At 68.3% G+C, this 23,564-nt stretch carries 24 protein-coding genes; 9 read left to right on the forward strand and 15 right to left on the reverse strand.

Annotated features, from left to right (window positions below; genetic code table 11):
- Positions 1-445 precede the first annotated feature (445 nt).
- From ACIHIX_RS11445 to ACIHIX_RS11475, 7 genes are all read left to right on the forward strand, one after another.
- On the forward strand, positions 446-1,324 hold the full coding sequence (locus ACIHIX_RS11445; RefSeq protein ID WP_399953211.1) for an FhaA domain-containing protein: 879 nt from the start codon (positions 446-448) through the stop codon (positions 1,322-1,324).
- Positions 1,325-1,334: 10 nt separating this feature from the next.
- Positions 1,335-1,847 carry an FHA domain-containing protein gene (locus ACIHIX_RS11450; protein WP_399953214.1) on the forward strand — a complete coding sequence of 171 codons (513 nt, stop codon included), beginning with the start codon at positions 1,335-1,337 and terminating at the stop codon, positions 1,845-1,847.
- A gap of 95 nt (positions 1,848-1,942) precedes the next feature.
- The gene (locus ACIHIX_RS11455) at positions 1,943-3,508 is read left to right on the forward strand and encodes a Stp1/IreP family PP2C-type Ser/Thr phosphatase (protein WP_399953787.1); all 1,566 of its coding nucleotides are present in this window, start codon (positions 1,943-1,945) and stop codon (positions 3,506-3,508) included.
- Between the two features lie 16 nt (positions 3,509-3,524).
- On the forward strand, positions 3,525-4,967 hold the full coding sequence (locus tag ACIHIX_RS11460; protein ID WP_399953217.1) for an FtsW/RodA/SpoVE family cell cycle protein: 1,443 nt from the start codon (positions 3,525-3,527) through the stop codon (positions 4,965-4,967).
- Positions 4,964-6,439, forward strand: coding sequence for a peptidoglycan D,D-transpeptidase FtsI family protein (locus ACIHIX_RS11465; protein ID WP_399953219.1), 1,476 nt, complete (start codon positions 4,964-4,966; stop codon positions 6,437-6,439). Before ACIHIX_RS11460 ends, ACIHIX_RS11465 begins: the two co-directional genes overlap by 4 nt.
- A 169-nt stretch (positions 6,440-6,608) precedes the next feature.
- Positions 6,609-8,588, forward strand: a complete 1,980-nt coding sequence (gene pknB / locus ACIHIX_RS11470; protein ID WP_399953222.1) for a Stk1 family PASTA domain-containing Ser/Thr kinase — start codon at positions 6,609-6,611, stop codon at positions 8,586-8,588.
- 119 nt (positions 8,589-8,707) lie between these two features.
- Positions 8,708-9,739 (forward strand): restriction endonuclease, encoded by a 1,032-nt coding sequence (locus ACIHIX_RS11475; RefSeq protein ID WP_399953225.1) that lies wholly within the window; start codon positions 8,708-8,710, stop codon positions 9,737-9,739.
- Between the two features lie 94 nt (positions 9,740-9,833).
- Here ACIHIX_RS11475 and ACIHIX_RS11480 read toward each other — a convergent pair whose 3' ends face one another.
- The 6 genes from ACIHIX_RS11480 to ACIHIX_RS11505 are packed head-to-tail and all read right to left on the reverse strand — an operon-like array spanning position 9,834 to position 13,957.
- Entirely contained in the window at positions 9,834-10,574 is a 741-nt protein-coding gene (locus tag ACIHIX_RS11480; RefSeq protein WP_399953228.1) for a class E sortase, read from the reverse strand.
- A gap of 14 nt (positions 10,575-10,588) precedes the next feature.
- A complete protein-coding gene (locus tag ACIHIX_RS11485) occupies positions 10,589-11,611 on the reverse strand; it encodes a class E sortase (RefSeq protein ID WP_399953231.1) in 1,023 nt (340 codons plus the stop codon).
- Positions 11,608-12,246, reverse strand: a complete 639-nt coding sequence (locus ACIHIX_RS11490; RefSeq protein WP_329337028.1) for an aminodeoxychorismate/anthranilate synthase component II — start codon at positions 12,244-12,246, stop codon at positions 11,608-11,610. Before ACIHIX_RS11490 ends, ACIHIX_RS11485 begins: the two co-directional genes overlap by 4 nt.
- Positions 12,243-12,440: a hypothetical protein gene (locus ACIHIX_RS11495; protein ID WP_165951216.1), complete on the reverse strand. Its 198-nt coding sequence runs from the start codon at positions 12,438-12,440 to the stop codon at positions 12,243-12,245. The genes ACIHIX_RS11490 and ACIHIX_RS11495 overlap by 4 nt, the downstream gene beginning before the upstream one ends.
- A 16-nt stretch (positions 12,441-12,456) precedes the next feature.
- Positions 12,457-13,158, reverse strand: a complete 702-nt coding sequence (locus ACIHIX_RS11500) for a class E sortase (RefSeq protein WP_399953234.1) — start codon at positions 13,156-13,158, stop codon at positions 12,457-12,459.
- A gap of 19 nt (positions 13,159-13,177) precedes the next feature.
- Positions 13,178-13,957, reverse strand: a complete 780-nt coding sequence (locus tag ACIHIX_RS11505; protein ID WP_399953237.1) for a DUF881 domain-containing protein — start codon at positions 13,955-13,957, stop codon at positions 13,178-13,180.
- A 141-nt stretch (positions 13,958-14,098) separates the two neighbouring features.
- Between ACIHIX_RS11505 and crgA the strand changes: the two genes are divergently transcribed.
- Complete coding sequence (gene crgA, locus ACIHIX_RS11510; protein WP_059194346.1) at positions 14,099-14,353, forward strand: cell division protein CrgA; 255 nt, start codon at positions 14,099-14,101, stop codon at positions 14,351-14,353.
- Between the two features lie 254 nt (positions 14,354-14,607).
- On the opposite strand, the gene ACIHIX_RS11515 is transcribed toward crgA, so the two are convergent.
- Positions 14,608-15,495 carry a rhomboid family intramembrane serine protease gene (locus tag ACIHIX_RS11515; RefSeq protein ID WP_399953241.1) on the reverse strand — a complete coding sequence of 296 codons (888 nt, stop codon included), beginning with the start codon at positions 15,493-15,495 and terminating at the stop codon, positions 14,608-14,610.
- A gap of 105 nt (positions 15,496-15,600) precedes the next feature.
- Positions 15,601-16,134 carry a peptidylprolyl isomerase gene (locus ACIHIX_RS11520; protein ID WP_399953244.1) on the reverse strand — a complete coding sequence of 178 codons (534 nt, stop codon included), beginning with the start codon at positions 16,132-16,134 and terminating at the stop codon, positions 15,601-15,603.
- A gap of 281 nt (positions 16,135-16,415) precedes the next feature.
- Here ACIHIX_RS11520 and ACIHIX_RS11525 point away from each other — a divergent pair, with 281 nt between their 5' ends.
- On the forward strand, positions 16,416-17,117 hold the full coding sequence (locus ACIHIX_RS11525) for a DUF5324 family protein (protein ID WP_399953246.1): 702 nt from the start codon (positions 16,416-16,418) through the stop codon (positions 17,115-17,117).
- Between the two features lie 100 nt (positions 17,118-17,217).
- Here the strand turns inward: ACIHIX_RS11525 and ACIHIX_RS11530 are convergent, their stop codons facing one another.
- From ACIHIX_RS11530 to ACIHIX_RS11560, 7 genes are all read right to left on the reverse strand, one after another.
- Positions 17,218-18,018, reverse strand: a complete 801-nt coding sequence (locus tag ACIHIX_RS11530; protein ID WP_399953249.1) for a hypothetical protein — start codon at positions 18,016-18,018, stop codon at positions 17,218-17,220.
- On the reverse strand, positions 18,018-19,547 hold the full coding sequence (locus ACIHIX_RS11535; RefSeq protein WP_399953252.1) for an MFS transporter: 1,530 nt from the start codon (positions 19,545-19,547) through the stop codon (positions 18,018-18,020). Before ACIHIX_RS11535 ends, ACIHIX_RS11530 begins: the two co-directional genes overlap by 1 nt.
- A 70-nt stretch (positions 19,548-19,617) precedes the next feature.
- Positions 19,618-20,316, reverse strand: coding sequence for an HAD family hydrolase (locus tag ACIHIX_RS11540; RefSeq protein WP_399953255.1), 699 nt, complete (start codon positions 20,314-20,316; stop codon positions 19,618-19,620).
- Positions 20,313-21,281: a pseudouridine-5'-phosphate glycosidase gene (locus ACIHIX_RS11545; protein ID WP_399953258.1), complete on the reverse strand. Its 969-nt coding sequence runs from the start codon at positions 21,279-21,281 to the stop codon at positions 20,313-20,315. The genes ACIHIX_RS11540 and ACIHIX_RS11545 overlap by 4 nt, the downstream gene beginning before the upstream one ends.
- Positions 21,282-21,292: 11 nt before the next feature.
- A complete protein-coding gene (locus ACIHIX_RS11550) occupies positions 21,293-21,991 on the reverse strand; it encodes a transglutaminase family protein (RefSeq protein WP_399953261.1) in 699 nt (232 codons plus the stop codon).
- A 14-nt stretch (positions 21,992-22,005) separates the two neighbouring features.
- A complete protein-coding gene (locus ACIHIX_RS11555; RefSeq protein WP_399953264.1) occupies positions 22,006-23,133 on the reverse strand; it encodes an acyl-CoA dehydrogenase family protein in 1,128 nt (375 codons plus the stop codon).
- A 25-nt stretch (positions 23,134-23,158) separates the two neighbouring features.
- Positions 23,159-23,533, reverse strand: coding sequence for an ectoine synthase (locus ACIHIX_RS11560; RefSeq protein WP_399953267.1), 375 nt, complete (start codon positions 23,531-23,533; stop codon positions 23,159-23,161).
- Positions 23,534-23,564 lie beyond the last annotated feature (31 nt).

Here is a 23,564-nt window from a genome sequence, read left to right on the forward strand (position 1 = left end):
TTCCGACACCCAGAACATTAGCACGCTGGCAGGGGTGGATTCACATCCCTTTCCCCAGGGCAGCAGCCGACCAGGAGCTTCACCGAACGGCACCGAACCCCCGCCCCTCCGGCTACGTATCAACGTCGACCGGTTCACGTATCAACCTCGTACCGGTCCCGTCCGTCTCCCCAGGAGCCGGTCGGGGTCCACAGTCAGGTGCGGGACACTGGTCCACGGCCGCCTCTACGATCCTTGACAAGGAGGAGTCGGCCGCGGGAGTTCGAAGAGGAGCTCCACAGGGAACTTCGGAGGCGTCGACACCCGTCGACGGTGCCGACAGGGGGAACCAGCCGATTCACCGGCGCGTGGATACGATCAGTAAGCAGTACCAGGTGCAGTACCAGGTAAGGCAGTACCCGCTCTGCGGGGTGCAGGACGGCAGCAACTACGGAGGAGGTGCCCCATGGGAGTCCTGAAGAAGTTCGAGCAGCGTCTCGAAGGTCTGGTCAACGGCACCTTCGCCAAAGTCTTCAAGTCCGAGGTCCAGCCCGTGGAGATCGCCGGCGCGCTCCAGCGCGAGTGCGACAACAACGCCACGATCTGGAACCGCGACCGCACCGTCGTACCCAACGACTTCATCGTCGAGCTGAGCACACCGGACTTCGAGCGGCTCAGCCCGTACTCCGGCCAGCTCGGCGACGAGCTCGCCGGCATGGTGCGCGACTACGCCAAGCAGCAGCGCTACACCTTCATGGGCCCGATCAAGGTCCACCTGGAGAAGGCCGACGACCTCGACACCGGCCTGTACCGCGTGCGCAGCCGAACGCTCGCCTCCTCCACCGACCAGCAGGCCCCCGGAACACCGGGAGCGCCCGCCGCACCGGCCGCCCGGCCCGCGGCGCCGAGCGGCTACGGCTACCCGCAGTCCGCCGCGCCCGCGAGCGCCCCGCCCATGCCGGCCGCACCGCCCCCCGGCGGACGCCCCGGAGGCTACGGCTATCCGCAGCCCGCCCAGGCCCCGCGCTCCGGCGGACCCGTCGGCGCTCCGGCGCCCGGCAGCCGTACCCGCCACTGGATCGAGATCAACGGCGCCCGCCACCAGATCTCCCGCGCGACACTCGTGCTGGGCCGCAGCACCGAGGCCGACGTGCGGATCGACGACCCCGGCGTCTCCCGCCGGCACTGCGAGATCCGAACCGGAACGCCCTCGACCGTCCAGGATCTCGGATCCACCAACGGCATCGTGGTGGACGGACAGCACACCACCCGCGCTACGCTCCGCGACGGCTCGCGGATCGTCGTGGGCAGCACCACCGTTATCTATAGGCAAGCCGAAGGGTGAAGCGGGGGCAATGTCAGAGCTGACCCTCACGGTCATGCGGCTGGGTTTCCTGGCCGTACTGTGGCTGTTCGTGATCGTGGCCGTGCAGGTCATCCGCAGCGACCTGTTCGGTACGCGCGTCACCCAGCGCGGCTCCCGGCGCGAGGCCAACCGGCCCCAGCAGGCCCAGCGGCAGCAGGCGCCGCCGCAGCAGCGCCAGCAGAGCGCCGGCGGCCGACGGGGCCGCAACGCCCCCACCAAGCTGGTCGTGTCCGAGGGCATCCTCACCGGCACCACCGTCGCGCTCCAGGGCCAGACGATCACGCTCGGCCGGGCGCACGACAGCACCATCGTGCTGGACGACGACTACGCCTCCAGCCGCCACGCGCGGATCTACCCGGACCGGGACGGCCAGTGGATCGTCGAGGACCTCGGCTCCACCAACGGCACGTACCTGGACCGGAGCCGGCTGACGACCCCCACACCGATTCCGCTGGGCGCGCCGATCCGCATCGGCAAGACCGTCATCGAGCTGCGGAAGTAGTGCTACATCATGAATAGGCGCGAGCGGAGCGAGCACGCAGCGGCCCCCACCCCGGGCCCCGGCGCGCTCCCGACCGGAGGGTGGGCACCGTGCGGATGTATCCGGAGCCGACGGGCGAGGTGCGCATGAGTCTGTCACTGCGCTTCGCCGCCGGATCGCACAAAGGCATGATCCGGGAGGGCAACGAGGACTCCGGATACGCCGGACCCCGACTGCTCGCCATCGCCGACGGCATGGGCGGCGCCGCCGCCGGTGAGGTCGCCTCCTCCGAGGCCATCTCCACGATCGTCGCCCTCGACGACGACGTCCCCGGCTCCGACGTCCTCACCTCCCTCGGCATCGCCGTACAGCGCGCCAACGACCAACTGCGCTCCATGGTGGAAGAGGACCCGCAGCTGGAGGGCATGGGTACGACGCTCACGGCCCTCCTCTGGACGGGCCAGCGCCTCGGCCTCGTCCACGTCGGGGACTCCCGGGCGTACCTGCTGCGCGACGGCGTCCTCACCCAGATCACGCAGGACCACACCTGGGTGCAGCGCCTGGTCGACGAGGGCCGCATCACCGAGGAAGAGGCCACCACCCACCCCCAGCGCTCCCTCCTCATGCGGGCACTGGGCAGCGGCGAGCACGTCGAGCCCGACCTCTCCATCCGCGAGGTCCGCGCCGGCGACCGCTACCTGATCTGCTCCGACGGCCTCTCCGGCGTCGTCTCCCACCAGACGCTGGAAGACACCCTCGCCAGCTACCAGGGACCGCAGGAGACCGTGCAGGAGTTGATCCAGCTCGCCCTGCGCGGCGGCGGCCCCGACAACATCACCGTCATCGTCGCCGACGTCCTCGACCTCGACACCGGCGACACCCTGGCCGGCCAGCTCTCCGACACCCCCGTCGTGGTCGGCGCCGTCGCCGAGAACCAGCTCCAGCTGCACGACAACGGCATCATGCAGACCCCCGCCGGACGCGCCTCCGGGCTCGGCCGCCAGGTGCCGGGACAGGGCGGCGGCGGCGAGTTCGGCCCGCCCGGCTCCGGCGACGTGACCGGTTTCATCTCCACCGACGGCTTCGGCGGCTACTCCGACGACGACTTCGTCAAGCCCCGCAAGGGCCGCAAGTGGCTGAAGAGATCCCTCTACATCGCACTCGCCCTCGGCGTCATCGGCGGCGGCCTCTACGGCGGCTACCGCTGGACCCAGACCCAGTACTACGTGGCCGCCAACGGTGACCACGTCGCCCTCTACCGCGGCATCAGCCAGGATCTCGCCTGGGTCTCGTTGTCGAAGGTGGAGAAGGACTACCCGAAGATCGAACTCAAGTACCTGCAGCCGTACCAGCAGGAGCTCGTCGAGAACACCATCGCGGAGGGCGGTCTGAAGACCGCTCAGAAGAAAATCGACGAACTCTCCGTGCAGGCCTCCGCGTGCCGCAAGGTGGCCGAGGCGCAGGCGACCGAGAGCGAGAAGAACTCCAAGACCGGTGAGGGCGAGGCCGGCGGGACCACGGGAACCACCCGCTCCTCCCTGACGTCCAAGGCGTCGCCCAGTCCGACCACCTCGACCTCACCGTCCCCGAACGCGTCCGCAACCCCGACCGCGCCCACTCCCAGCCCCGGCCCCACGCTCTCCGACCAGGAGAAGCAGGTCGCCGGCAAGTGCGGTACGTGAGAGGCCCCGTCACACGATGAGCAGTACCACCAACTCGCCGACGCACCACACGTCCACGATCGGCTCGATCGGCACGCCGAGCCGGCGCAACACCGAGCTCGCGCTGCTGGTGTTCGCCGTCGTCATCCCGGTGTTCGCCTACGCCAACGTAGGCCTCGCCATCAACGACGAACTCCCCGCCGGTCTGCTGGGCTACGGCCTCGGCCTCGGCCTGCTCGCGGGCGTCGGCCATCTCGTCGTACGCAAGTTCGCACCGTATGCGGACCCGCTGCTGCTGCCGCTGGCGACGCTGCTGAACGGGCTGGGCCTCGTCATCATCTGGCGCCTTGACCAGTCCAAGCGCCTGCAGCAGAGCAACACCTTCGTCGAGGCGGCACCGCGCCAGCTTCTCTACTCGGCGATGGGCGTCGCCCTGCTGGTGGCTGTACTGATCTTCCTCAAGGACCACCGCGTCCTTCAGCGCTACACCTACATCTCCATGGCCGGAGCCATGCTCCTGCTGGTGATGCCGCTGATCCCCGGTCTCAGCGCGCCCACCTACGGCGCCAAGATCTGGATCAAGATCCCCGGCCTCGGCACGCTCCAGCCCGGTGAGTTCGCGAAGATCGCCCTGGCGATCTTCTTCGCCGGCTATCTCATGGTCAAGAGAGACGCCCTGGCCCTGGCCAGCCGACGCTTCATGGGTCTCTACCTGCCGCGCGGACGCGACCTCGGCCCGATCCTCGTGGTCTGGGTGATGTCGATCCTCATCCTGGTCTTCGAGACCGACCTCGGTACATCCCTGCTGTTCTTCGGGATGTTCATCATCATGCTGTACGTCGCCACCGAGCGGACCAGCTGGATCGTGTTCGGTCTCCTGATGTCCGCGGCCGGCGCCGTGGGTGTCGCCTCCTTCGAACCGCACGTCCAGCAGCGCGTCCAGGCCTGGCTCGACCCCATGAACGAGTTCCTGCTCAGCAGGAAGGGCGTCTACGGCCACACCGAGCAGTCCATGCAGGCCCTCTGGGCCTTCGGCTCCGGCGGCACCCTCGGCACCGGGCTCGGGCAGGGCAACTCCGACCTCATCGGCTTCGCCGCCAACTCCGACTTCATCCTCGCCACCTTCGGCGAGGAACTCGGTCTCGCCGGCGTCATGGCGATCCTGCTGATCTACGGGCTGATCGTGGAGCGCGGCGTGCGCACCGCCCTCGCCGCCCGCGACCCCTTCGGCAAGCTGCTCGCCGTCGGCCTGTCCGGCGCCTTCGCACTCCAGGTGTTCGTCGTCGCCGGCGGTGTCATGGGTCTCATCCCCCTGACCGGTATGACGCTGCCGTTCGTGGCCTACGGCGGTTCGTCCGTCATCGCCAACTGGGCCCTGATCGGCATCCTGATCCGCATCAGCGACACCGCGCGCCGCCCGGCCCCGGCCCCCGCCCCGAACCCCGACGCCGAGATGACCCAGGTGGTCCGCCCGTCATGAACAAGCCCCTGCGCCGGATCGCCCTCTTCTGTGGCTTCCTCGTCCTGGCCCTGCTCGTCCGCGACAACTGGCTCCAGTACGTCAAGGCCGACGACCTGCGGACCGACACCGACAACCGTCGCGTCGCCATCGAGCGGTACGCCACCCCGCGCGGCGACATCATCGTCGACGGCAAGGCCATCACCGGGCACAAGGAAACGACCACCGGCGACTTCAAGTACAAGCGCACCTACAAGGACGGCGCCATGTGGGCGCCCGTCACCGGGTTCGTCTCCCAGGCCTACGGCGCCAACCAGCTCGAGTACATCGAGGACGGCATCCTCACCGGCAACGACGACCGGCTCTTCTTCCGCAACACCCTCGACATGATCACGGGCAAGCCGAAGGAGGGCGGCAACGTCGTCACCACCCTCAACGCCGCCGCCCAGAAGGCCGCCTACGAGGGTCTCGCCAAGCGCGGCAAGGGCGCGGTCGTCGCCCTGGAGCCGTCCACCGGCAAGATCCTGGCGCTGGCCTCCTACCCGTCGTACGACCCGGGAACGATCGCCGGCGGCGGCGACTCCGACGCGGCGGCCTGGAAGAAGCTCGACAAGAAGAACAACCCCGACGACCCGATGCTCAACCGGGCCCTGCGCGAGGTCTACCCGCCCGGCTCCACCTTCAAGGTCGTCACCGCGGCTGCGGCCCTGGAGAACGGCCTGTACGGCGACGCCGACGAGAGGACCGACTCCCCGCTGCCCTGGGTCATGACCGGCACCCGGACCGAGCTGAAGAACGAGGGCAACATCCCCTGCAAGAACGCCACCATGCGCGTCGCCCTGCAGTGGTCCTGCAACACCGTCTTCGGCAAGATCGGCGCCGACCTCGGCAACGACAAGATGCTGGACGAGGCCAAGAAGTTCGGCTTCGACGAGGAGCAGTTCACCCCCGTCCGCTCCAGCGCCTCCGTCTTCTCCGACGACATGGAGCCCTCGCAGGTCGCCCTGTCCTCCATCGGCCAGTACAACACCGCCGCCACCCCGCTGCAGATGGCCATGGTCGCCTCCGCGGTCGCCAACGACGGCAAGCTGATGAAGCCGTACATGGTCGACGAGCTCCAGGCCCCGAACCTGGACACCATCGCGAAGAACGACCCGGCCGAGCTCAGCCAGCCGCTGTCGCCGGAGAACGCGCAGGTCCTCCAGTCGATGATGGAGACCGTGGTCCAGAAGGGCACCGGCACCACCGCCCAGATCGGGGGCGACGTCACCGTCGGCGGCAAGACCGGTACCGCCCAGCACGGCGAGAACAACAGCAAGAACCCGTACGCCTGGTTCATCTCGTACGCCAAGCTCGCCGACGGCAGCAAGCCGGTCGCGGTCGCCGTGGTCGTCGAGGACGAGAGCGCGGTCCGCGAGAACATCTCCGGCAGCGGCCTCGCGGCACCGATCGCCAAGAGCGTCATGGAGGCGGTCATCAACTCCAAGAAGTGACCCCCATCACGTCCCCTTCACATCGGTGCACGTTGCGATACCGGTCCTGTATCGGGTGACGGGCTTGGCCAGGTCACACAAAGCCAGCCGGGTACGGTAGGCCCGGACGGCAGCCTCCGACCGCACACCAGTGCCGGTCGGGACCGACGGAGAGGGCTGGTAGGTAGCTATGGAAGAGCCGCGTCGCCTCGGCGGCCGGTACGAGCTGGGCCAGGTGCTCGGCCGTGGTGGCATGGCGGAGGTCTACCTCGCCCATGACACCCGGCTCGGCCGCACCGTGGCGGTGAAGACGCTGCGCGCAGACCTCGCACGCGACCCGTCCTTCCAGGCCCGGTTCCGCCGGGAGGCCCAGTCGGCCGCCTCGCTCAACCATCCCGCGATCGTCGCGGTCTACGACACGGGCGAGGACTACATCGACGGGGTCTCGATCCCGTACATCGTCATGGAGTACGTCGACGGCTCCACGCTGCGCGAACTCCTGCACTCCGGCCGCAAGCTGCTGCCCGAGCGCGCGATGGAGATGACGATCGGCATCCTCCAGGCCCTGGAGTACTCCCACCGCAACCAGATCGTCCACCGCGACATCAAGCCGGCCAACGTCATGCTGACGCGCAACGGCCAGGTCAAGGTCATGGACTTCGGCATCGCCCGCGCCATGGGTGACTCCGGCATGACGATGACCCAGACGTCCGCGGTGATCGGCACGGCGCAGTACCTGTCGCCGGAGCAGGCGAAGGGCGAGCAGGTCGACCAGCGTTCGGACCTCTACTCGACCGGCTGCCTCCTCTACGAACTCCTGACGGTCCGCCCCCCGTTCGTGGGCGACTCCCCGGTGGCCGTGGCCTACCAGCACGTCCGCGAGGAAGCACAGCCCCCGTCGGTCTTCGACCCCGAGATCACGCCCGAGATGGACGCGATCGTGCTGAAGGCCCTGGTCAAGGACCCGAACTACCGCTACCAGTCCGCCGACGAGATGCGCAACGACATCGAGGCGTGCCTGGACGGCCAGCCGGTCGCGGCCACGGCGGCGATGGGTTCGGTCGGCTACGGCTACCCCGACGACCAGCCGACGACCGCGCTCCGCTCGACGGACGCCGGCGCCACGTCGATGCTCCCGCCGATGAACCCGGACGACCCGAACTACGGCGGCTACGACGACCGCCCCGACCGCCGCCGCCAGAAGAAGAACAACACCTCCACAATCCTGCTGGTCGTGGCGGCTGTCCTGGTCCTGGTCGGCGCGATCCTGATCGGGAAATGGGCGTTCAGTGGCAACAACGCCGCCGATGACAAGGTGGCGGTGCCGACGTTCGTCGGCGAGACGCAAGAGAACGCCAAGACCATGGCGACGAACAGCGATCTGAAGCTGTCCTTCACCAAGAAGGAATGCGAGAACCAGCCCAAGGGCAACATCTGCGAGCAGAACCCCGAGGCAGGCACCAAGGTCGACAAGAAGTCGACCGTCGAGCTGGTGGTCTCGACGGGCGCCCCGAAGGTCACCGTGCCGAGCGTGATCGGCGACCAGTTCGACGACGCCAAGACGAGGCTCGAAGGCGACGAATTCGGGCTCATCGTCAAGAAGAAGGAGAAGGAGTCCACAGAGGAAACCGGCTCCGTTCTCGACCAGACTCCGGTCTTCGGCAAGGAAGTCGAAAAGGGTACGACGATCACCCTCACGGTCGCCGTCGAGGTCCAGAAGTCCACGGTGCCGGACGTCGCGGGCAAGACCTGTGACGAGGCCAAGGCCCTGATGACGTCGAGCAACCTCACCGGCAACTGTGTCACCGACACGGAGACCGACGACGCCAACCTGGTCGACAAGGTCATCAGCACCGACCCCGGTATCGGCAACTCGGTCGACAAGGGCTCGACGGTGACGATCCACCTCGGCAAGGCCAAGGAGAAGCAGCAGGTTCAGGTTCCGCAGGACATCGCGGGCAAGAAGCTGAGCGAGGTCACGAAGACGCTCCAGAACCTGGGCCTCCAGGTACAGGTCCAGGGCTCCCAGGACGGCAACGCCACGGTCGTCACCTCCAACCCGACCCCGGGCAGCACCGTCAACCAGGGCGACACCATCACCCTGTTCACCACCGACCAAGGTGGCAACAACAACGGCGGCACCAACTTCTTCGGCGGCACGACCGGATAGGCGTCCCGCACACCGAGCCCCGGTTCCCTGAATCCCAGGGGGCCGGGGCTCAGTCGTGCTCGTGTCTTTACATACGACAACTCGTTGATCAGTCCAAACCCCGAACTGAAAGGCGAGTCATGATCAACGAATCCGCGCTGCTGGAATCGAAAAGCCTGCGCGACAGCGTGCTGGAACGGACCGACGTACTCGACAGAGTCAAGGCACTGTCGCTGCTGCCGGACGGGATGCATGTGACCACGGCAATGGTGGCGGCGTACTTCGGAGTGGGTCTGACCGCCATCACCTCTCTGGTGCATGATCACCGCGAGGAACTGGATGCCAGCGGCTACCGAGTTCTGACAGGTACAGAACTGAATTCCTTTAAGGAAGTCAGTGGAATCCAGTCACGCTCCCGATCCCTCGCGCTCTTCTCCCGCCGAGCCGTCCTCAACGTCGCCATGCTCCTCCGCGACAGCAAAGTCGCACGTCAGGTTCGTGTGTACCTCCTGGACATGGAATACCTTGTCCGAACCCAGCCTGTGGAAAACTCGGCCCCCACAGCCCCCGACGACCTCGACACCCGCATCGACCAACGCATCACCCACATCCTCGGCAAGACAATCGTCCCCATGTTCAACGCCCTGATCGAAAGCTCGGGCGAACACCGACGCGAACTGATCGCGCTGCGCACCGGAGTCCAGCGCATCGAGCGGAGTCTCCGAAGGCACAGCATTCGCTTGCAGAGGTTGGAAGGACCACATGGTGACGGGGCCAACACCGACGTCATGTCCTCCATCGACGCCATGTCCGGCCGCGAGTTCGAGCAACACGTCGCCGAATTGCTGCACCTCGACGGCTGCACCGACGTCGTCGTACAAGGCGGCTGCGGAGACAGAGGCGTCGACATCACGGGACGCACACCCGACGGTCGGCGCGTCGCCGTCCAGTGCAAGCGATTCGCCCCCGGCCTCTCCATCACCAGCTCTGACATGCAGAAGTTCGTCGGAGCGGCCAAGGTTCTGCACGTCTCGGAAGTAGCCCTCTTCGTGGCGACTTGCCACTTCACCCGTGAAGCTCTCAAAGTCGCCACCGCCGGCGGCGTCACCGCCGTGCAGCGCGGCATGCTGGCGGAGTGGAGCACCGGAAAACCGCTTCAGATTCTCCTGTAGCCCCGCCTGAACAACAAAGGCCCGAAGCCGCAAAAGGAAGTTGCGGCTTCGGGCCTTCGTCATGCTAGCGACTGACCTCCTGCAAGGAGGTCAGTCAGCGCAGTTCCTTGGGCAGCGTCCGCTCCCCATCCACCTTCTCCACCCGCACCAGCTCCCCCCACACCACATACCGGTACCGGGACGTGTACACCGGCGTGCAGGTCGTCAGGGTGATGTACTTGCCGGCCTTCTTCTTCCCCGACTCCTTCGGGATGGCCCCAAGCACCTTCACGTTGTACTTCGACGTCTCCGGGAGGATCGCGTACGCCTTGTAGACGTACCACTTGTCCTTCGTCTCGAAGACGATCGGGTCGCCCTTCTCGATCTTGTCGATGTTGTGGAACTTGGCGCCGTGGCCGTCGCGGTGGGCGGCGAGGGAGAAGTTGCCGTCCTTGTCCGACGTCGGGAGCGTGGCCTTCACCGGGTCCGTGTAGTAGCCCGCCACACCGTCGTTGAGGATCTTCGTCGACGTGCCCTTCTCGACCAGGACCTCGCCGTTCTTCATCGCAGGGACGTGCAGGAAGCCGATGCCGGCGCCGGTGTCCAGCGCTCCCGGCCCCGTGTTCTGGGCCCAGTTGTCGCGGACCTTGTCGGCCTGTTTGTCGGCCGCGCGATCCGCGATGACGTTCGTCCACCAGAGCGAGTACACGACGAACAGGCCCAGGACCAGGCCCGCGGTGATGAGGAGTTCACCGAAGACACTGACCGCCGTCGCGATCGGGCCCATGCCGCGGCGCCGACGCGCAGCGGGAGGGGTCGTGTCGGTGTGCTCCTGGTGGTCGGTGGTGGCTGCCACTTGGTCATCTGCCCTTAATTGACGAGCGCATCCGGCTTGCCCTTGCTGCGCGGCCGTTCCTCGACCATCTTGCCCCAGACGATCAACCGGTACTTGCTGGTGAACTCCGGCGTGCAGGTGGTGAGCGTGATGTAGCGACCCGGCTCCGTGAAACCCGAGTTCGGCGGCACCGGGTTCAGCACACTCGTGTTGCTCGGCGACGTCACCGGAAGCGACGACGTCATCTTGTACACGAAGTAGTCGTCCTGAGTTTCGACGACGATCTCGTCGCCCTTGGTCAGACGGTTGATGTACCGGAACGGCTCGCCATGCGTGTTGCGGTGACCCGCCAGCCCGAAGTTGCCGCTCTTCGCGCTCGGCATCGCCGTCTTCAACGCGCCCTCGGAGTAGTGACCCACCATGCCCCGGTCGAGCACCTTCTTGTTGCTGACGCCCTCCGCTATCGGCACCACCACATCCAACTTGGGAATGTGGAGGAGGGCGAAACCCTGCCCGGGCTCGAACTCGCCCGGCGCCCGCTTCCCGCTCTCCCACTCCTCCTGGAGGTTGCTCGCCTCCTTGCCGGCCTGCGCATGCGCCCGGACGTTCGTCCACCACAACTGGTACGTGACGAACAGCAGCATCAGCACGCCGGTGGTGATGAACACCTCACCGATCGCCCGGCTCGCGAGCACCCCAGGACTGGGCTTGCGGGCCTTCGCCCTGCGGCGGGCCTCGACCCGGGAGAGCGGGGAGGCGGACTCCTCCGGCGCTTCCTCCGAGACGGCCGGCTCCGCCGGTCTGCCCCCATGACGCCCACCGCGCCGCTTGGCGGCCTTTCTCCGGGCCGCACGGCCACCCGGAGTGGTTCTGGATGCTGCTGATGCGGACGAGACGCCAGAGGGCGACGTAGCCTCGCCTATTCGCTCCGGCAGGTCGGAGAGCCTGAGTGCCACCGTCTCCTCGTCGACGGGCGGCACATAAGGCTCGTAGGACTCGTACGGCTGCTGCTCCCCGTACGAGGCCTCCGACTCGCGCTCGGGGCGCAGCGCGGTCACGCCGTGGCCCTGCCCACCACCGGGGCCAGCCCCGCAGATCGCGCCACCGCACCCTGGTCGCCGCACTCCACCAGCCAGTTGGCCAGCATCTGGTGACCGTGCTCGGTGAGCACCGACTCGGGATGGAACTGAACGCCCTCGACGGGCAGTTCGCGGTGGCGGAGGCCCATGATGATGCCGTCGTGCGTCCGGGCCGTGACCTCCAGCTCGGCCGGGACCGTCTCCGGCTCCGCCGCCAGCGAGTGGTAGCGGGTGGCCGTGAACGGGGTCGGCAGGCCCGCGAACACACCCTTGCCCTCGTGCTCCACCAAGGACGTCTTGCCGTGCAGCAGCTCAGGCGCCCGGTCCACGACCCCGCCGTACGCCACCTGCATCGACTGCATGCCCAGGCAGACTCCGAACACCGGCACCCCGGTCGCCGCACAGTGGCGGACCATCTCGATGCAGACGCCCGCCTCCTCCGGCGTGCCCGGACCCGGCGAGAGCAGAACACCGTCGAAACCGTCCTGGGCGTGCGCCGTCGACACCTCGTCGTTGCGCAGCACCTCGCACTCGGCGCCCAGCTGGTACAGGTACTGCACCAGGTTGAAGACGAAGCTGTCGTAGTTGTCGACGACGAGAATCCGCGCACTCACTGGTTGTCCACCGTCACATCGTTGAAGGGCAGCAGCGGCTCCGCCCACGGGAAGACGTACTGGAAGAGGACGTAGACCACAGCAAGCGCCAGCACGAGTGAGAGCAGCGCCTTCACCCACGCGTTCCCCGGCAGATGCCGCCAGATCCAGCCGTACATGCCGTCCCTTCCGTCGCACCACGGCACCAGACTCACGCCGTACCGCACCAGACTAACGGCGCAGGGCCGCTGGTTTCCCTGCCTCCACAGGCTGTGTGGAGTCCAGATGTGCCCACACGATCAGGCGGTGGCTGTGACCCCACTCCGGATCGCACGTGGTCAGGGTGAGATAGCGGCCCGACCTCTTGTACCCCGACTTACGTGGCACAGGATCGATCACCTCAACGTCCGTGGGAACGGTTTTGTAGGGCCCTTTGTCGATCCGATACGTGAACCAGGTCGTCCCGTCCGTCAGCACCACCGCGTCCCCGCGCCGCAGCTTCGGAAAGTCCTTGAACGGGTCGCCGTACGTCCGCCGATGCCCCGCCACCGAGAAGTTGCCCTCCCCACCCAGCTGCGCGGTGCGCGCGTAGTGACCGAGGCCCTTCTTCAGCGTGCCGACGCCGGTGCCCTCCAGCACCGGCTTGTTCCACGTGAAACCAAGACGCGGGATGTACATGATCGCGAACGCCTTGCCGTTCTTGTACGGCGCCGGGGCGGGCGGACTCGCCGACGACGGGGAACCCCCCGTGCCCTTCGGCTGTTCGACACTCCCCTTCGACCACTGCTCCTGGAGCTGGTCGATCTGTTCACCCATGACGTCGTCGGCCTTCACGCCGGTCCAGAAGAGCACGTAGACCACGAAGAGGACTATGACCGCGCCGACGGTGATGCAGAGTTCGCTGAGGGTCCTGATGACGAGACGTACACGCACCGGCGGCTCCCGGAGAGACCTACTCCACAGGCTTGGCGTACTGCAGATCCACTGTGCCCGAGTAGCCGGGCAGAGTCACCGTGCCGTCGTCCTCGACTTTCCATCCGAGGCCGTAGACGTTGACGTAGACCATGTAGTTCTGGATCGCCTTGCTGGCGGCCAGCGACTGCCTCAGCTTCTCCGGGTCCCCGACCGCCGTGATCTTGTACGGCGGTGAGTAGACCCGGCCCTGGAGGATGAGCGTGTTGCCCACACAGCGCACGGCGCTGGTGGAGATCAGCCGCTGGTCCATGACCTTGATGCCCTGGGCGCCGCCCTGCCACAGCGCGTTCACCACGGCCTGGAGATCCTGCTGGTGGATGACCAGGTAGTCGGGCTGCGGCTCCGGATAGCCGGGGAGCTTGGCCGTCGCGTCCGGCGGGGCGTCGTTGAGCGTGACGCTGACCGCCTCGCCCTCCAGCTTCTGGGTGCCCGCCTTCTTCTCCAGCGCCGCCAGCTTCTCGTCCTCGGCCCGCGTGGAGCCGTCGTCCCGCTCGGCCAGCGCCTCCACGTCGTCCCGCAGGGCACCGTTGGACTCGTCGAGCTGTCCGTTCTTGTGGCTGCGCTCCAGGATCAGGTCGGAAAGCTTCAGCAGCGAGGCATCCGTGCGGATATTGGTGCCCTTGGCCGTATTGAAGCTCGTGAAGAAAATGAGGCCGGCGAGCGCGAAGACGGCCACCGTGAGCAGCCGGACGGGCCGGAAACGTCGGCCGCGGACAGGGGTGGATTCCATCCCCTGGGGGTTGGCAGAATTGCTCAACGTACCCTTATCTCCTTCGGCGCCGCGGAAGCACTACGCTAACGGACGCCCGGGGGAGCACTAAGTGTCCCCTTGTACGCTGCCCCGAGCCCGACCCAGCTACCTGCGCGGCCACGCAGCGCATCGACAGGAGAGACCCTCGTGCCGAAGTCACGTATCCGCAAGAAGGCCGATTACACGCCGCCGCCGGCGAAGCAGGCGACCAGCATCAAGCTGAACAGCCGCGCCTGGGTCGCGCCCGTCATGCTGGCCCTGTTCGTCATCGGGCTGGCCTGGATCGTCGTCTTCTATGTGACGGACGGCTCGCTGCCCATCGACGCGCTGGACAACTGGAACATCGTGGTGGGCTTCGGCTTCATCGCCGCCGGATTCGGCGTCTCCACGCAGTGGAAGTAGCTCTGCCCAGGGCTGTTCACTGAGTTATCCACAGATCGAAAAAATATCCACAGGCTGCCTGGGGACAAAAGAACGACGATCTGTGGATAACTCACAGAGGGTTGACGCCGGTACGACTGCCACACCGGCCCCCGCATACCTGTTCGCCCCCTGCCTGACCTGCGAAAACACGGGTCAGCGACAGGGGGCACAGTTGTTCGCGCACACTGTGCACAAGATTCGCAACCCGCTGTGGACAACCGGGCTGTTCGCGCTCAGGTGAGCTGCGTGGTGCGCACCAGCGTCATGACGACGACCGCGACGAGGACCAGGGCGCAGGTGCCGTACTGGACGAGGGCGCGGCGCTCGCGCGGGGCGTGGACCATGGCGTAGCCGATGACGACGCCGCCCACGAGGCCGCCGATGTGGGCCTGCCAGGAGATGTTCGACCAGCCGAAGGTGAAGATCAGGTTGATCACCAGGAGGGCGATGACGGGTCGCATGTCGTACTGGAGCCGGCGCATGAGGACGGCCGTGGCGCCGAAGAGGCCGAAGATCGCGCCGGACGCGCCGAGCGAGGGCTGGTTGGGGGCGGCGAGGAGGTAGGTGAGGGCGCTGCCGGCGAGGCCGGAGAGGAAGTAGAGCGCGAGGTAGCGGGCGCGGCCGAGCGCTGCTTCCAGGGGGCCGCCGATCCACCACAGGCTGAGCATGTTGAAGATGATGTGGATGTAGCTGCCGTGGAGGAACATCGAGGTCAGCAGCCGGTACCACTGGCCTTCGGCCACGCCTTCGACATCGCCGAGGACGGGGACGTAGGCGCGTCCGATGAGGTCGAAGCTGTCGGTGAAGCGGTCTCCGACGGAGAGCTGGACGAAGTACGCGGCGATGCACAGGCCGATGAGGATCTTGGTGACGAGCCGTGGGTCGGTGGTGATCGTGCCGCCGGCGAGTGTGCGGGGTGTTGCCGCGTCGGGGGCGTGGCCGGTGCCGGAGCCGCCGCGGACGCAGTCGGGGCATTGGAAGCCGACGGAGGCGCTGACCATGCATTCGGGGCAGATCGGGCGTTCGCAGCGGGTGCAGCGGATGCCGGTCTCGCGGTCGGGGTGGCGGTAGCAGCCGGGCAGGCCCTGTTCCTGCTGTGGGCTGCCTGGCGCCTGGTCCATGAGGTCGTCCCCTACGTCGTCGTATGCGAGGTCGTATGCAAGGTCGTATGCAATGAAACCGCCCCGTCCCTCCTTACGGATGGACGGGGCGTTTGGTTCCCGGTGTCAGCTCTGGCGGGTCTCCACGACGACCGACTCGATGACGACGTCGTTCACGGGTCGGTCGGTGCGCGGGTTGGTCTGGGTGTCCGCGATGGCGTCGACGACCTTCTGGCTGGCGGGGTCGGTGACCTCGCCGAAGATGGTGTGTTTGCGATTGAGCCAGGTCGTGGTGCCGACGGTGACGAAGAACTGCGAGCCGTTGGTGCCGGGGCCGGCGTTGGCCATGGCCAGGAGGTAGGGCTTGTTGAAGGAGAGGTCGGGGTGGAACTCGTCCTCGAACTGGTAGCCGGGGCCGCCGGTGCCGTTGCCCAGCGGGTCACCGCCCTGGATCATGAAACCGCTGATCACCCGGTGGAAGACCGTGCCGTCGTAGAGCCTGTTGGTGGACTTCTCGCCGGTGGCGGGGTGGGTCCACTCCCGCTCGCCCTGGGCGAGTTCGACGAAGTTGCGGACCGTTTTGGGGGCGTGGTTCGGCAGCAGCCGGATTTCGATGTCGCCTTGGTTGGTCTTCAGGGTGGCGTAGAGCTGCTCGGCCACGGTCTGCCTTCCGTTGTCCTCGTGTGACCTCCCGATCCTCGCACGGTCCGGGCTGTTCGGCGCCCGTCGGCTCGGTGGAGGTCCCGTTCAGGGTCGTAGGCAGAAAATGGGGCGAGTCACCTCGGGTCGGGCGCGCTCCTCGGCGATCCGTGGCATTGTCGACGGCAAGCTCCCGTTGCCCCGTATGCCCGCCCTCACATGCCTGTCCTTCGGTTGGCATGCATGATCCGTAAAAGGGTGGAAAGTCGAATTACCGTACGCCACCGAGGAGGAGGATTCCCGTGACCCGCATCGACAGCGTGCGCGCCGCGACCGGCTCGGCGAAGGACAGCGTGCTGCACGCCGCGGAAGTGGTGGCGCCCTACGCCGACACAGCCAAGGACAGGGCCGCGTACTACGCACAGGAGGCGCGCGTACGGCTCGCGCCTAGGGTGTCGCAGGCGGCCGAGCAGGCCCGTGTTCAGTACGACGCGCATCTCGCGCCGCGGCTGGAGCAGGCCCGTACGCATGTTCCGCCGAAGGTCGACCAGGCTGCCCATGAGGCTGCTGAGCGCACCCGGAAGGCGGCCCGGCAGGCCGCCGACTACTCACGTCCGAGGATCGAGCAGGCCGTGGCCGCGGCCGGTCCGGTGAAGGACGAGGCTGCTTCTCGCAGTGTGGCCGCGTTGGCGGCACTGCGAGGGCAGGTATCGCCGAAGGAGATCGAGAAGCTGACGCGTAAGCATGCGCGGCGGGCGAGGGCCGGCCGTCTTGCGAAGGCGTTGGCGGTGACCGGCCTGATCGTGGGCGGTGCCTTCGCGGCCTGGAAGTGGTGGGACAAGCAGGCCAACCCGGACTGGCTGGTGGAGCCGCCGGCCGCGACCGAGGTGCCCGAGTCGAACGGGCTGACGTCGGTGGACGGCAGCGGTCAGTCCGTGCTCGACCCTGAAGTGCAGGCCAAGCAGGCCGAGGAGGAGGCCGCGCATCGCGACGAGCAGCGGTGACGTTGACGTCCGGCGCTGTGAGGGGTCGGCGATGTCCGGCGCTTTGAGTATCGCTGTGGGGCGGGAGGCCTGAACGGGCCTTCCGCCCCACAGCGATGTTTCACGTGAAACGTCGGCCGAAGAGGCTCCCGGCGGTTGCCTGGTGCGGGGCGCTCTCGGGTGCGGTGAGCTGGAGGCCGTACCAGAGGACTGCTTGGTTCGAGGTGATGACCGGGACGCCGAGTTCCTGTTCCAGGGGGACGACGGCTCCCCGGGAGGGGAAGCCGCTGCCGGGTACCAGGACGCTGTCGGGGCGTGGGGTGTCGGGGTCGTGGAATGCCTTGACGACCTGCTGGTGGACCTCGGTGGGGTCGATCGTCCAGTGGGCGCCCTCGTCGAAGGCGTTGTAGCGGGCTGTGCCGTCCCACTCCGGGCCGAGCTGGAACTGGACGAGGCGGGTCTCCTCGATGCCGACCTCGCCGAGGTACGCCTCGGTGGCCCGGAAGGTGGGTTCGGTGAACCAGGGCGGCATGACGAGCAGGGGGCGGCGTATGCCGGACGCCTGGAGGGCGGCGGTGATGGCTGTGGCCGCTGTGTAGACGCGGACACCGTGGGAGTGGGCGCCGGCCGTCTCGATGAACTCGGTGTCGAAGGCGGGTCCGCCGAAGAAGCTGCTCGATCCGAAGCAGAGCGCGATGCTGTGCGCACCCAGCCGGCCCAGCTGGTCCAGGCCCCGGACGACGTCGGGGGCGTGGGCGAGGGCGCCGGCGGGGCTGCCGACGTATTCGGTGTCGGCGGGGCGTGGGCATTCGAAGCGGGCGGTGTGGATCGAGACGCCGTCGGGGACCATGCGCCAGATCTCGGTCTCGGGCACGGGGTCGTTGTGGATGACGAGGATGCCGAGGCGGGCGGCGATGGTCATCAGAGGTCACCTGCCGGGGCGGGGGTGGCGGTCGGGAGGGCTTGCGCGGCTTCCGGGCCGACTCCCGCAGTCTTCGTGCCGGTTCCCGCAGCCTGAGTGCCGGTTCCCGCAGCCTGAGTGCCGGTTCCCGCAGCCTCCGTGTCGGCTTGCGTCGTCGCCGCGAAGCCGATCCACGCGATCACCGCGCCGGCCAGGGCGACGCCGCCGGCCAGCAGGAACGCCGTACGGAAGGCTCCGTCGCCGGGGTCGGTGCCGAGGACGAGGACCAGGGCCGCGACGCCGAAGGCGCCGCCCGCGTACTGGGTGGTCGTCATGAGGGCACCGGCGACGCCCTGGTTGCGATCGTCCACGTCACGGGTTCCGCCGACGAACATCGAGGTGTAGATCATGCCGTGGCCGAGTCCGCTGATCACCAGGCCGGGAAGAAGGGCGGCGAGGTAGCTGTGGTGGGTGGCGGAGACGCCCAGCAGGGCGAGACCGAGGGCGCCGACGGTGAAGGCGAGGGCCAGGGAGTGGCGTACGCCGAGGGGGCCGACGATCTTTCCGGCGATCATGTTGCCGAAGGTGATGCACGCGGCGAGCGGCAGGAAGGCGATGCCCGCGGCGAGCGGGGCGTAGTCGCGGCCGTCCTGGAGGAGCAGGGTGACCAGGTAGAACTCCACGCCCGCGACGCTCGCCATGTAGAGCGCGGAGGAGCACATGCCCATGACGAGGCTGCGAGTGCGTCGCAGGGCGGGGTCGACGAGGGGCTGGGTGCTGACGCGCTCGCGTCCGGCGAACAGCGCCAGCAGGAGGGCTCCGGCGAGGAAGCTGCCCAGGGTCAGCGGGTCGGTCCAGCCGGCGTCGGCGGCGAGGGTGAGGCCGAAGACGGAGACGAGGACCGTGGCGGTGCACAGCACGGCGTTGAGGACGTTGAGTGTGGTGGCGCGGCCGTGCTCGGACCTGCCCGGCAGGAACTTGGGGGCGGCGAGCACGCACAGTACGGCGAAGGGCAGGTTCACGAAGAACGTCCAGCGCCAGGAGAGGCTGGTCAGCAGGCCGCCGATGACGACGCCGGCGGCGAGGCCGCTGGCGCCGACCGTGCCCCAGACGGCGAGTGCCCGGGTGCGTTCCTTGCCGGCCGGGAACGTGGTGTTGACCAGGGCGAGGATCGAGGGCTGGAGGCAGGCCGCGGCGATGCCCTGGAGGGCGCGGGTGATCAGCAGCAGTGCGGCGTTGGCGGCGAGGCCGCCCAGCAGCGAGGCGACGCCGAAGAGGACCAGCGCGGCCATGAACAGCTTGCGCGCGCCGAGCCGGTCGCCGAGTCGGCCGCCGACGATCAGGAAGCCGGCGAAGAAGACGGAGTAGGCGCTGACGACCCACTGCTTGGCGGTGCCGGACAGGTCCAGGTCGGCGCTGATGTCGGGCAGGGCGACGAAGATGACGGAGAAGTCGAGCGCGATGAGGAACTGGGCCGCGGAGAGGGTGATGAGCCCGCCGAGGAGTCCGCGGGACGCCGCCGGCGTGGGGGGTGTGGTGGGTAGGGGCATGGTGGGGTGACCGCCTGGTTCTGTAGTCGTGCCGTCAGGGGTGCTGTCGGCGGCGTCGTCTGTGGTGTCGTCAGAGGTGGGGGGCGTGGTGGGCTCGTGCGGGGGCGAGTGCCTGGGCCAGTTCCTCGACCGTGTCGGCCACCGGCCCGGCGCCCGCCTCGGTCAGTTGCTGTCGCGTGGCGACGCCGTAGGTGACGCCGATCGCGGGGATCCCGGCCGCGGCGGCCATCCGCATGTCGTCGACGGCGTCGCCGACGACCACGCTTCGGCCGGGTGCGACGTCGACGGAGCGGGCCGCGAGGAGGGCCAGGTCGGGGTGGGGTTTGCCGCGTGGGGCCATGCCGTGGCAGACGACGGCGTCGAACGCGTCGAGGAGGCCCGCGGGTTCGAGGAGTTCGAGGGCGCTGGCCCGGATCTTGCTGGTGCAGATCGCGGTCCTGCGGCCCTCGGCCCGTAGTCGGCCCAGGAGTTCGGGTACACCGGGGAAGACCAGGTCGGCGGCCTTGGGGACGACCTCCTCGCGGAACAGTTCCCGGAACAGGGCGACCGCCGCACTCACGTCGGGGTGCTCCTCGGGGAGCCCGGTGAGTTCGGCGAAGACGGCGCCGAGCGGTTTGCCGACGGTGGCGCGGATCCGGTCCGCGGGGACGTCGGGTCGGCCGGTCAGCTCCAGCACCCGGGCGAGGACGCCGGCGATGGCGCCTGGGGTGTCCAGGAGGGTGCCGTCGAGGTCGAAGAGGACGGCGTCGGGGGTCTCGTGGGTGGTCATGCGTCCTCCTTCACCTGCGCGGCCAGTTCGAGGGCGAACTCGCCCGCGAACTGCCCGGCGAGGCTCGCGGTGGACAGCAGGACGGCTCGGTTGGCGGCGGAGGTGCGGCCCTCGGTCGCCTTGGAGATCGCCTTGAGGAGGTAGGGGGTGATGGCGGGGCCGCTGACGCCCGCCGCCTTGGCCTCGGCGGTGGCGTCGGCGAGGGCGGCCTCGATGTCGGCGGAGGGGATGCCGTCCGCCTCGTGGATCGGGTGGGTGATCAGGGGCGAGGTGGCGTTGCCGGCCCGCCAGTGGGCGAGGACGACGGCGGCGATCTCGCGCAGGTCGTCGAGGCGGTGCGGGTTGGGGATGCCGCTGCTGACGCTGAGATAGGCGGGGAAGTCGTCGCAGCGGTAGCCGAGGACCGGGATGCCGGCTGTCTCCAGCCACTCCAGGGTCCACGCCGGGTGCAGCATCGACTTGGCACCCGCGCAGACCACGGCCACCCTGCTGCGGGTGAACTGCACCAGGTCGGCGGAGATGTCGAAGGTGTCGGGGGCGTCGCGGTGCACCCCGCCGATGCCGGCCACGGCGAACACCCGGATACCGGCCAGTTCCGCCGCGACCAGGGAGGAGGAGACGGTGGTGGCGCCGGAGCCGCCGCGGGCCAGGGTGATGCCCATGTCCCGGGTGCTGACCTTGGGCACGGCCGGATCGGCGGCGAAGAGTTCGAGCTGTTCCTTGGTCATGCCGACGCGTATCCGGCCGTCGAGCAGGGCGACCCGGGCGGGGACGGCGCCCTCGGCGCGGACGGCGGCGTCGATGTCGAGGGCCAGGTCGAGGTTGGCGGGGTAGGGCAGACCGTGCGGAATGGCCGAGGACTCCAGGGCGACGACCGGGCGGCCCTCGTGCAGGGCCTCGCGGACCTCCTCGTCGATGTCGAGGAGGGCGGGGTCGGCGGCGAGGGCGGTGGCGGGGACGGTCATGTGGGGGCTCCTCAGCTGTTCGGGGTGGACGACGAGGCGGCGTGGGTGTCGGCTTCGAGGGCGAGCGAGCCGCCGGAGACCGTGCCGGTGCCGTCCAGGAAGCGGGGGTGCGCGCCGCGCATGGAGGCGAGTACGAACTCGTAGGGCAGGTCGTCGAAGGAGCCGTGGTCCTTGAGGAACTCCATGGCGGCGCCGCTGCCGTGCGGGTGGTAGAGGCTGTCGGTGCGCCCGTCGAACTCCAGGGGCTGCATGCCGTACAGCTTGCAGAGCACCTTGTTGAAGACGGGGGTGGCCTTCACCCAGCGGCCGTCGAGGTGGATCTGGGTGAGGCCGTGGAAGAAGACGTCGCCGCCGATGTGCTCGATGAGGCGGGGTGAGGCGAGGTGGTTGCGGACGTCGCCGTAGACCAGTTTCGAGGGGATGCCGAGGGCGCGTACGGCGGCGGCGAACAGGGCCGACTTGTGCAGGCAGAAGCCGGACCCGGCGGTGGCGGTGCTGGAGGCCTTGAGGCCCTCGCGGGACAGGTCGGCGCCGTACACCTCGTAGTGGACGGTGTCGCGGACGGCGTAGTACAGCTTCACGGCGTTCTCGCGGCGGTCGGCCGAGCGGTCGTCGATGACGGCGTCGATGAAGGTCTGGACGGCTTCGGACTCGTAGTCCAGGAACTCGGTGGGCGCGGTGAGGCTGCTGGTCACGTCAGTGGTGGTCATGACTGGTTCCCTGGTCAGAGGCCGAGAAGGCTGGCGATCCGGGTGCGCTGGATCTCACTGGTGCCGGAGTAGATGGTCCCGGCGACGGAGTCGCGCAGTCCGCGTTCGACGCCGTGGGAGGTGAGGACCCCGCGGCCGCCGTGGATGCGGACCGCGTCGAGGGCGTTCTGCACGTTCGCCTCCGATACGACGGTCTTGGTGGCGGCGAGGTCCAGGGCGGCGTCCTTGCTCGCCTGGACCTTCGCGCCGGTGTCCCGCAGCCATTTGCGGGCGGTCTCGGTCCGGATCTTCATGGTGGCGATCTTGTGGGAGATGGCCTGGTACTTCCCGATGGATTGGCCGAACTGCTGGCGGTCCTTGGCAAATCGGACCGTCTCCTCCAGTCGGCGGGTCATCTCGCCGAGCGTGATGGAGAAGGCGTAGAGCACCTCGCGCTTCATCACGTGGTCGAGGACGAGGAACCCGGCGCCCTCCCCGCCGACCCGCTGGGCGGCCGGCACCCGCAGCTCCTCGAAGGCGAGGGTGCCGATCGGGCTGGTGCGCAGCCCGATCTTGTCCATGGCCGGCCCGACCACCAGGCCGGGCGTCCCGGCCTCGACGAGGAGACAGGTCAGCCCGAACGGGCCGGGGGCGCCGGTGCGGACGTAGAGGAGGAAGACGTCGGCGACGGGGGCGTTGGTGATGAACATCTTGCCGCCGCTGACGACGTAGTGGTCGCCGTCGCGGACGGCGGTGGTGGAGATGTTCATCGCGTCGGAGCCGCCGGACTCCTCGGTGATGGCGTGGGCGGTGATCAGGTCGCCGGAGACGATCTTCGGGAGGTAGCGCTCCTTCAGGTCGTCGTTCCCGAACCGCTGGAGCGGTGTGCCCACGGACACGATCTGGGTGGAGGCGGAGAAGGACAGTCCGGAGTCGTGCGAGACGCGGCCCAGTCCTTCCAGCGCCCGCATGGTGTCGGTGAGGGACCGGCCGTGGCCGCCGTACGCGGGGGCGAAGGGGGTGCGCAGAAGGCCGGAGTCCTGGACGGCCGACCACTTGTCCCGGGGGAACTCGGCCCTGCTGTCGAGTCCTTCGAGATCGGCGTTGAGGCGGTCGGCCCAGGGGGCCATGAGGTTGAGGAGGTCGTCGGGCTGTGCGGGCATGGCTCTGCTCCTTGACTCGACGCCGTCAGTACTGGGAGAAGCCGTCCTCGGACAGGGTGTGCCGTTCGTTGCCGACGATCGGCGGGTTGAAGACCGAGACGAGGTGCAGGTCCTCGTAGTCGGAGGCTATGAGGTAGTGCGGGTCGTGCTCGTTGAGGACGTAGATCGTGCCCGGCATGATCTTGTGCCGGGTGCCGTCCTTCTCGACGACCTCGCCGGAGCCCGCGACGCAGTAGCAGGCCTCCAGGTGCTTGCGGTACTGCAGCGCGCTGGTGGTGCCCTGGCGGACCAGGGTCACGGCGAAGGCGAAGCCCATCCGGTCGGCCTCGACGAGCAGCCGGTGGCTGGTGCCGTTGCCCCACTCGACGGGGGCGACTTCGTCAATGGTGCGCGTGAACACAGGGGTACTCCTCGGTTGGTCGAAAAGGGGT

It is taken from the genome of Streptomyces sp. NPDC051913 (assembly GCF_044593635.1).
Lineage (GTDB): Bacteria > Actinomycetota > Actinomycetes > Streptomycetales > Streptomycetaceae > Streptomyces.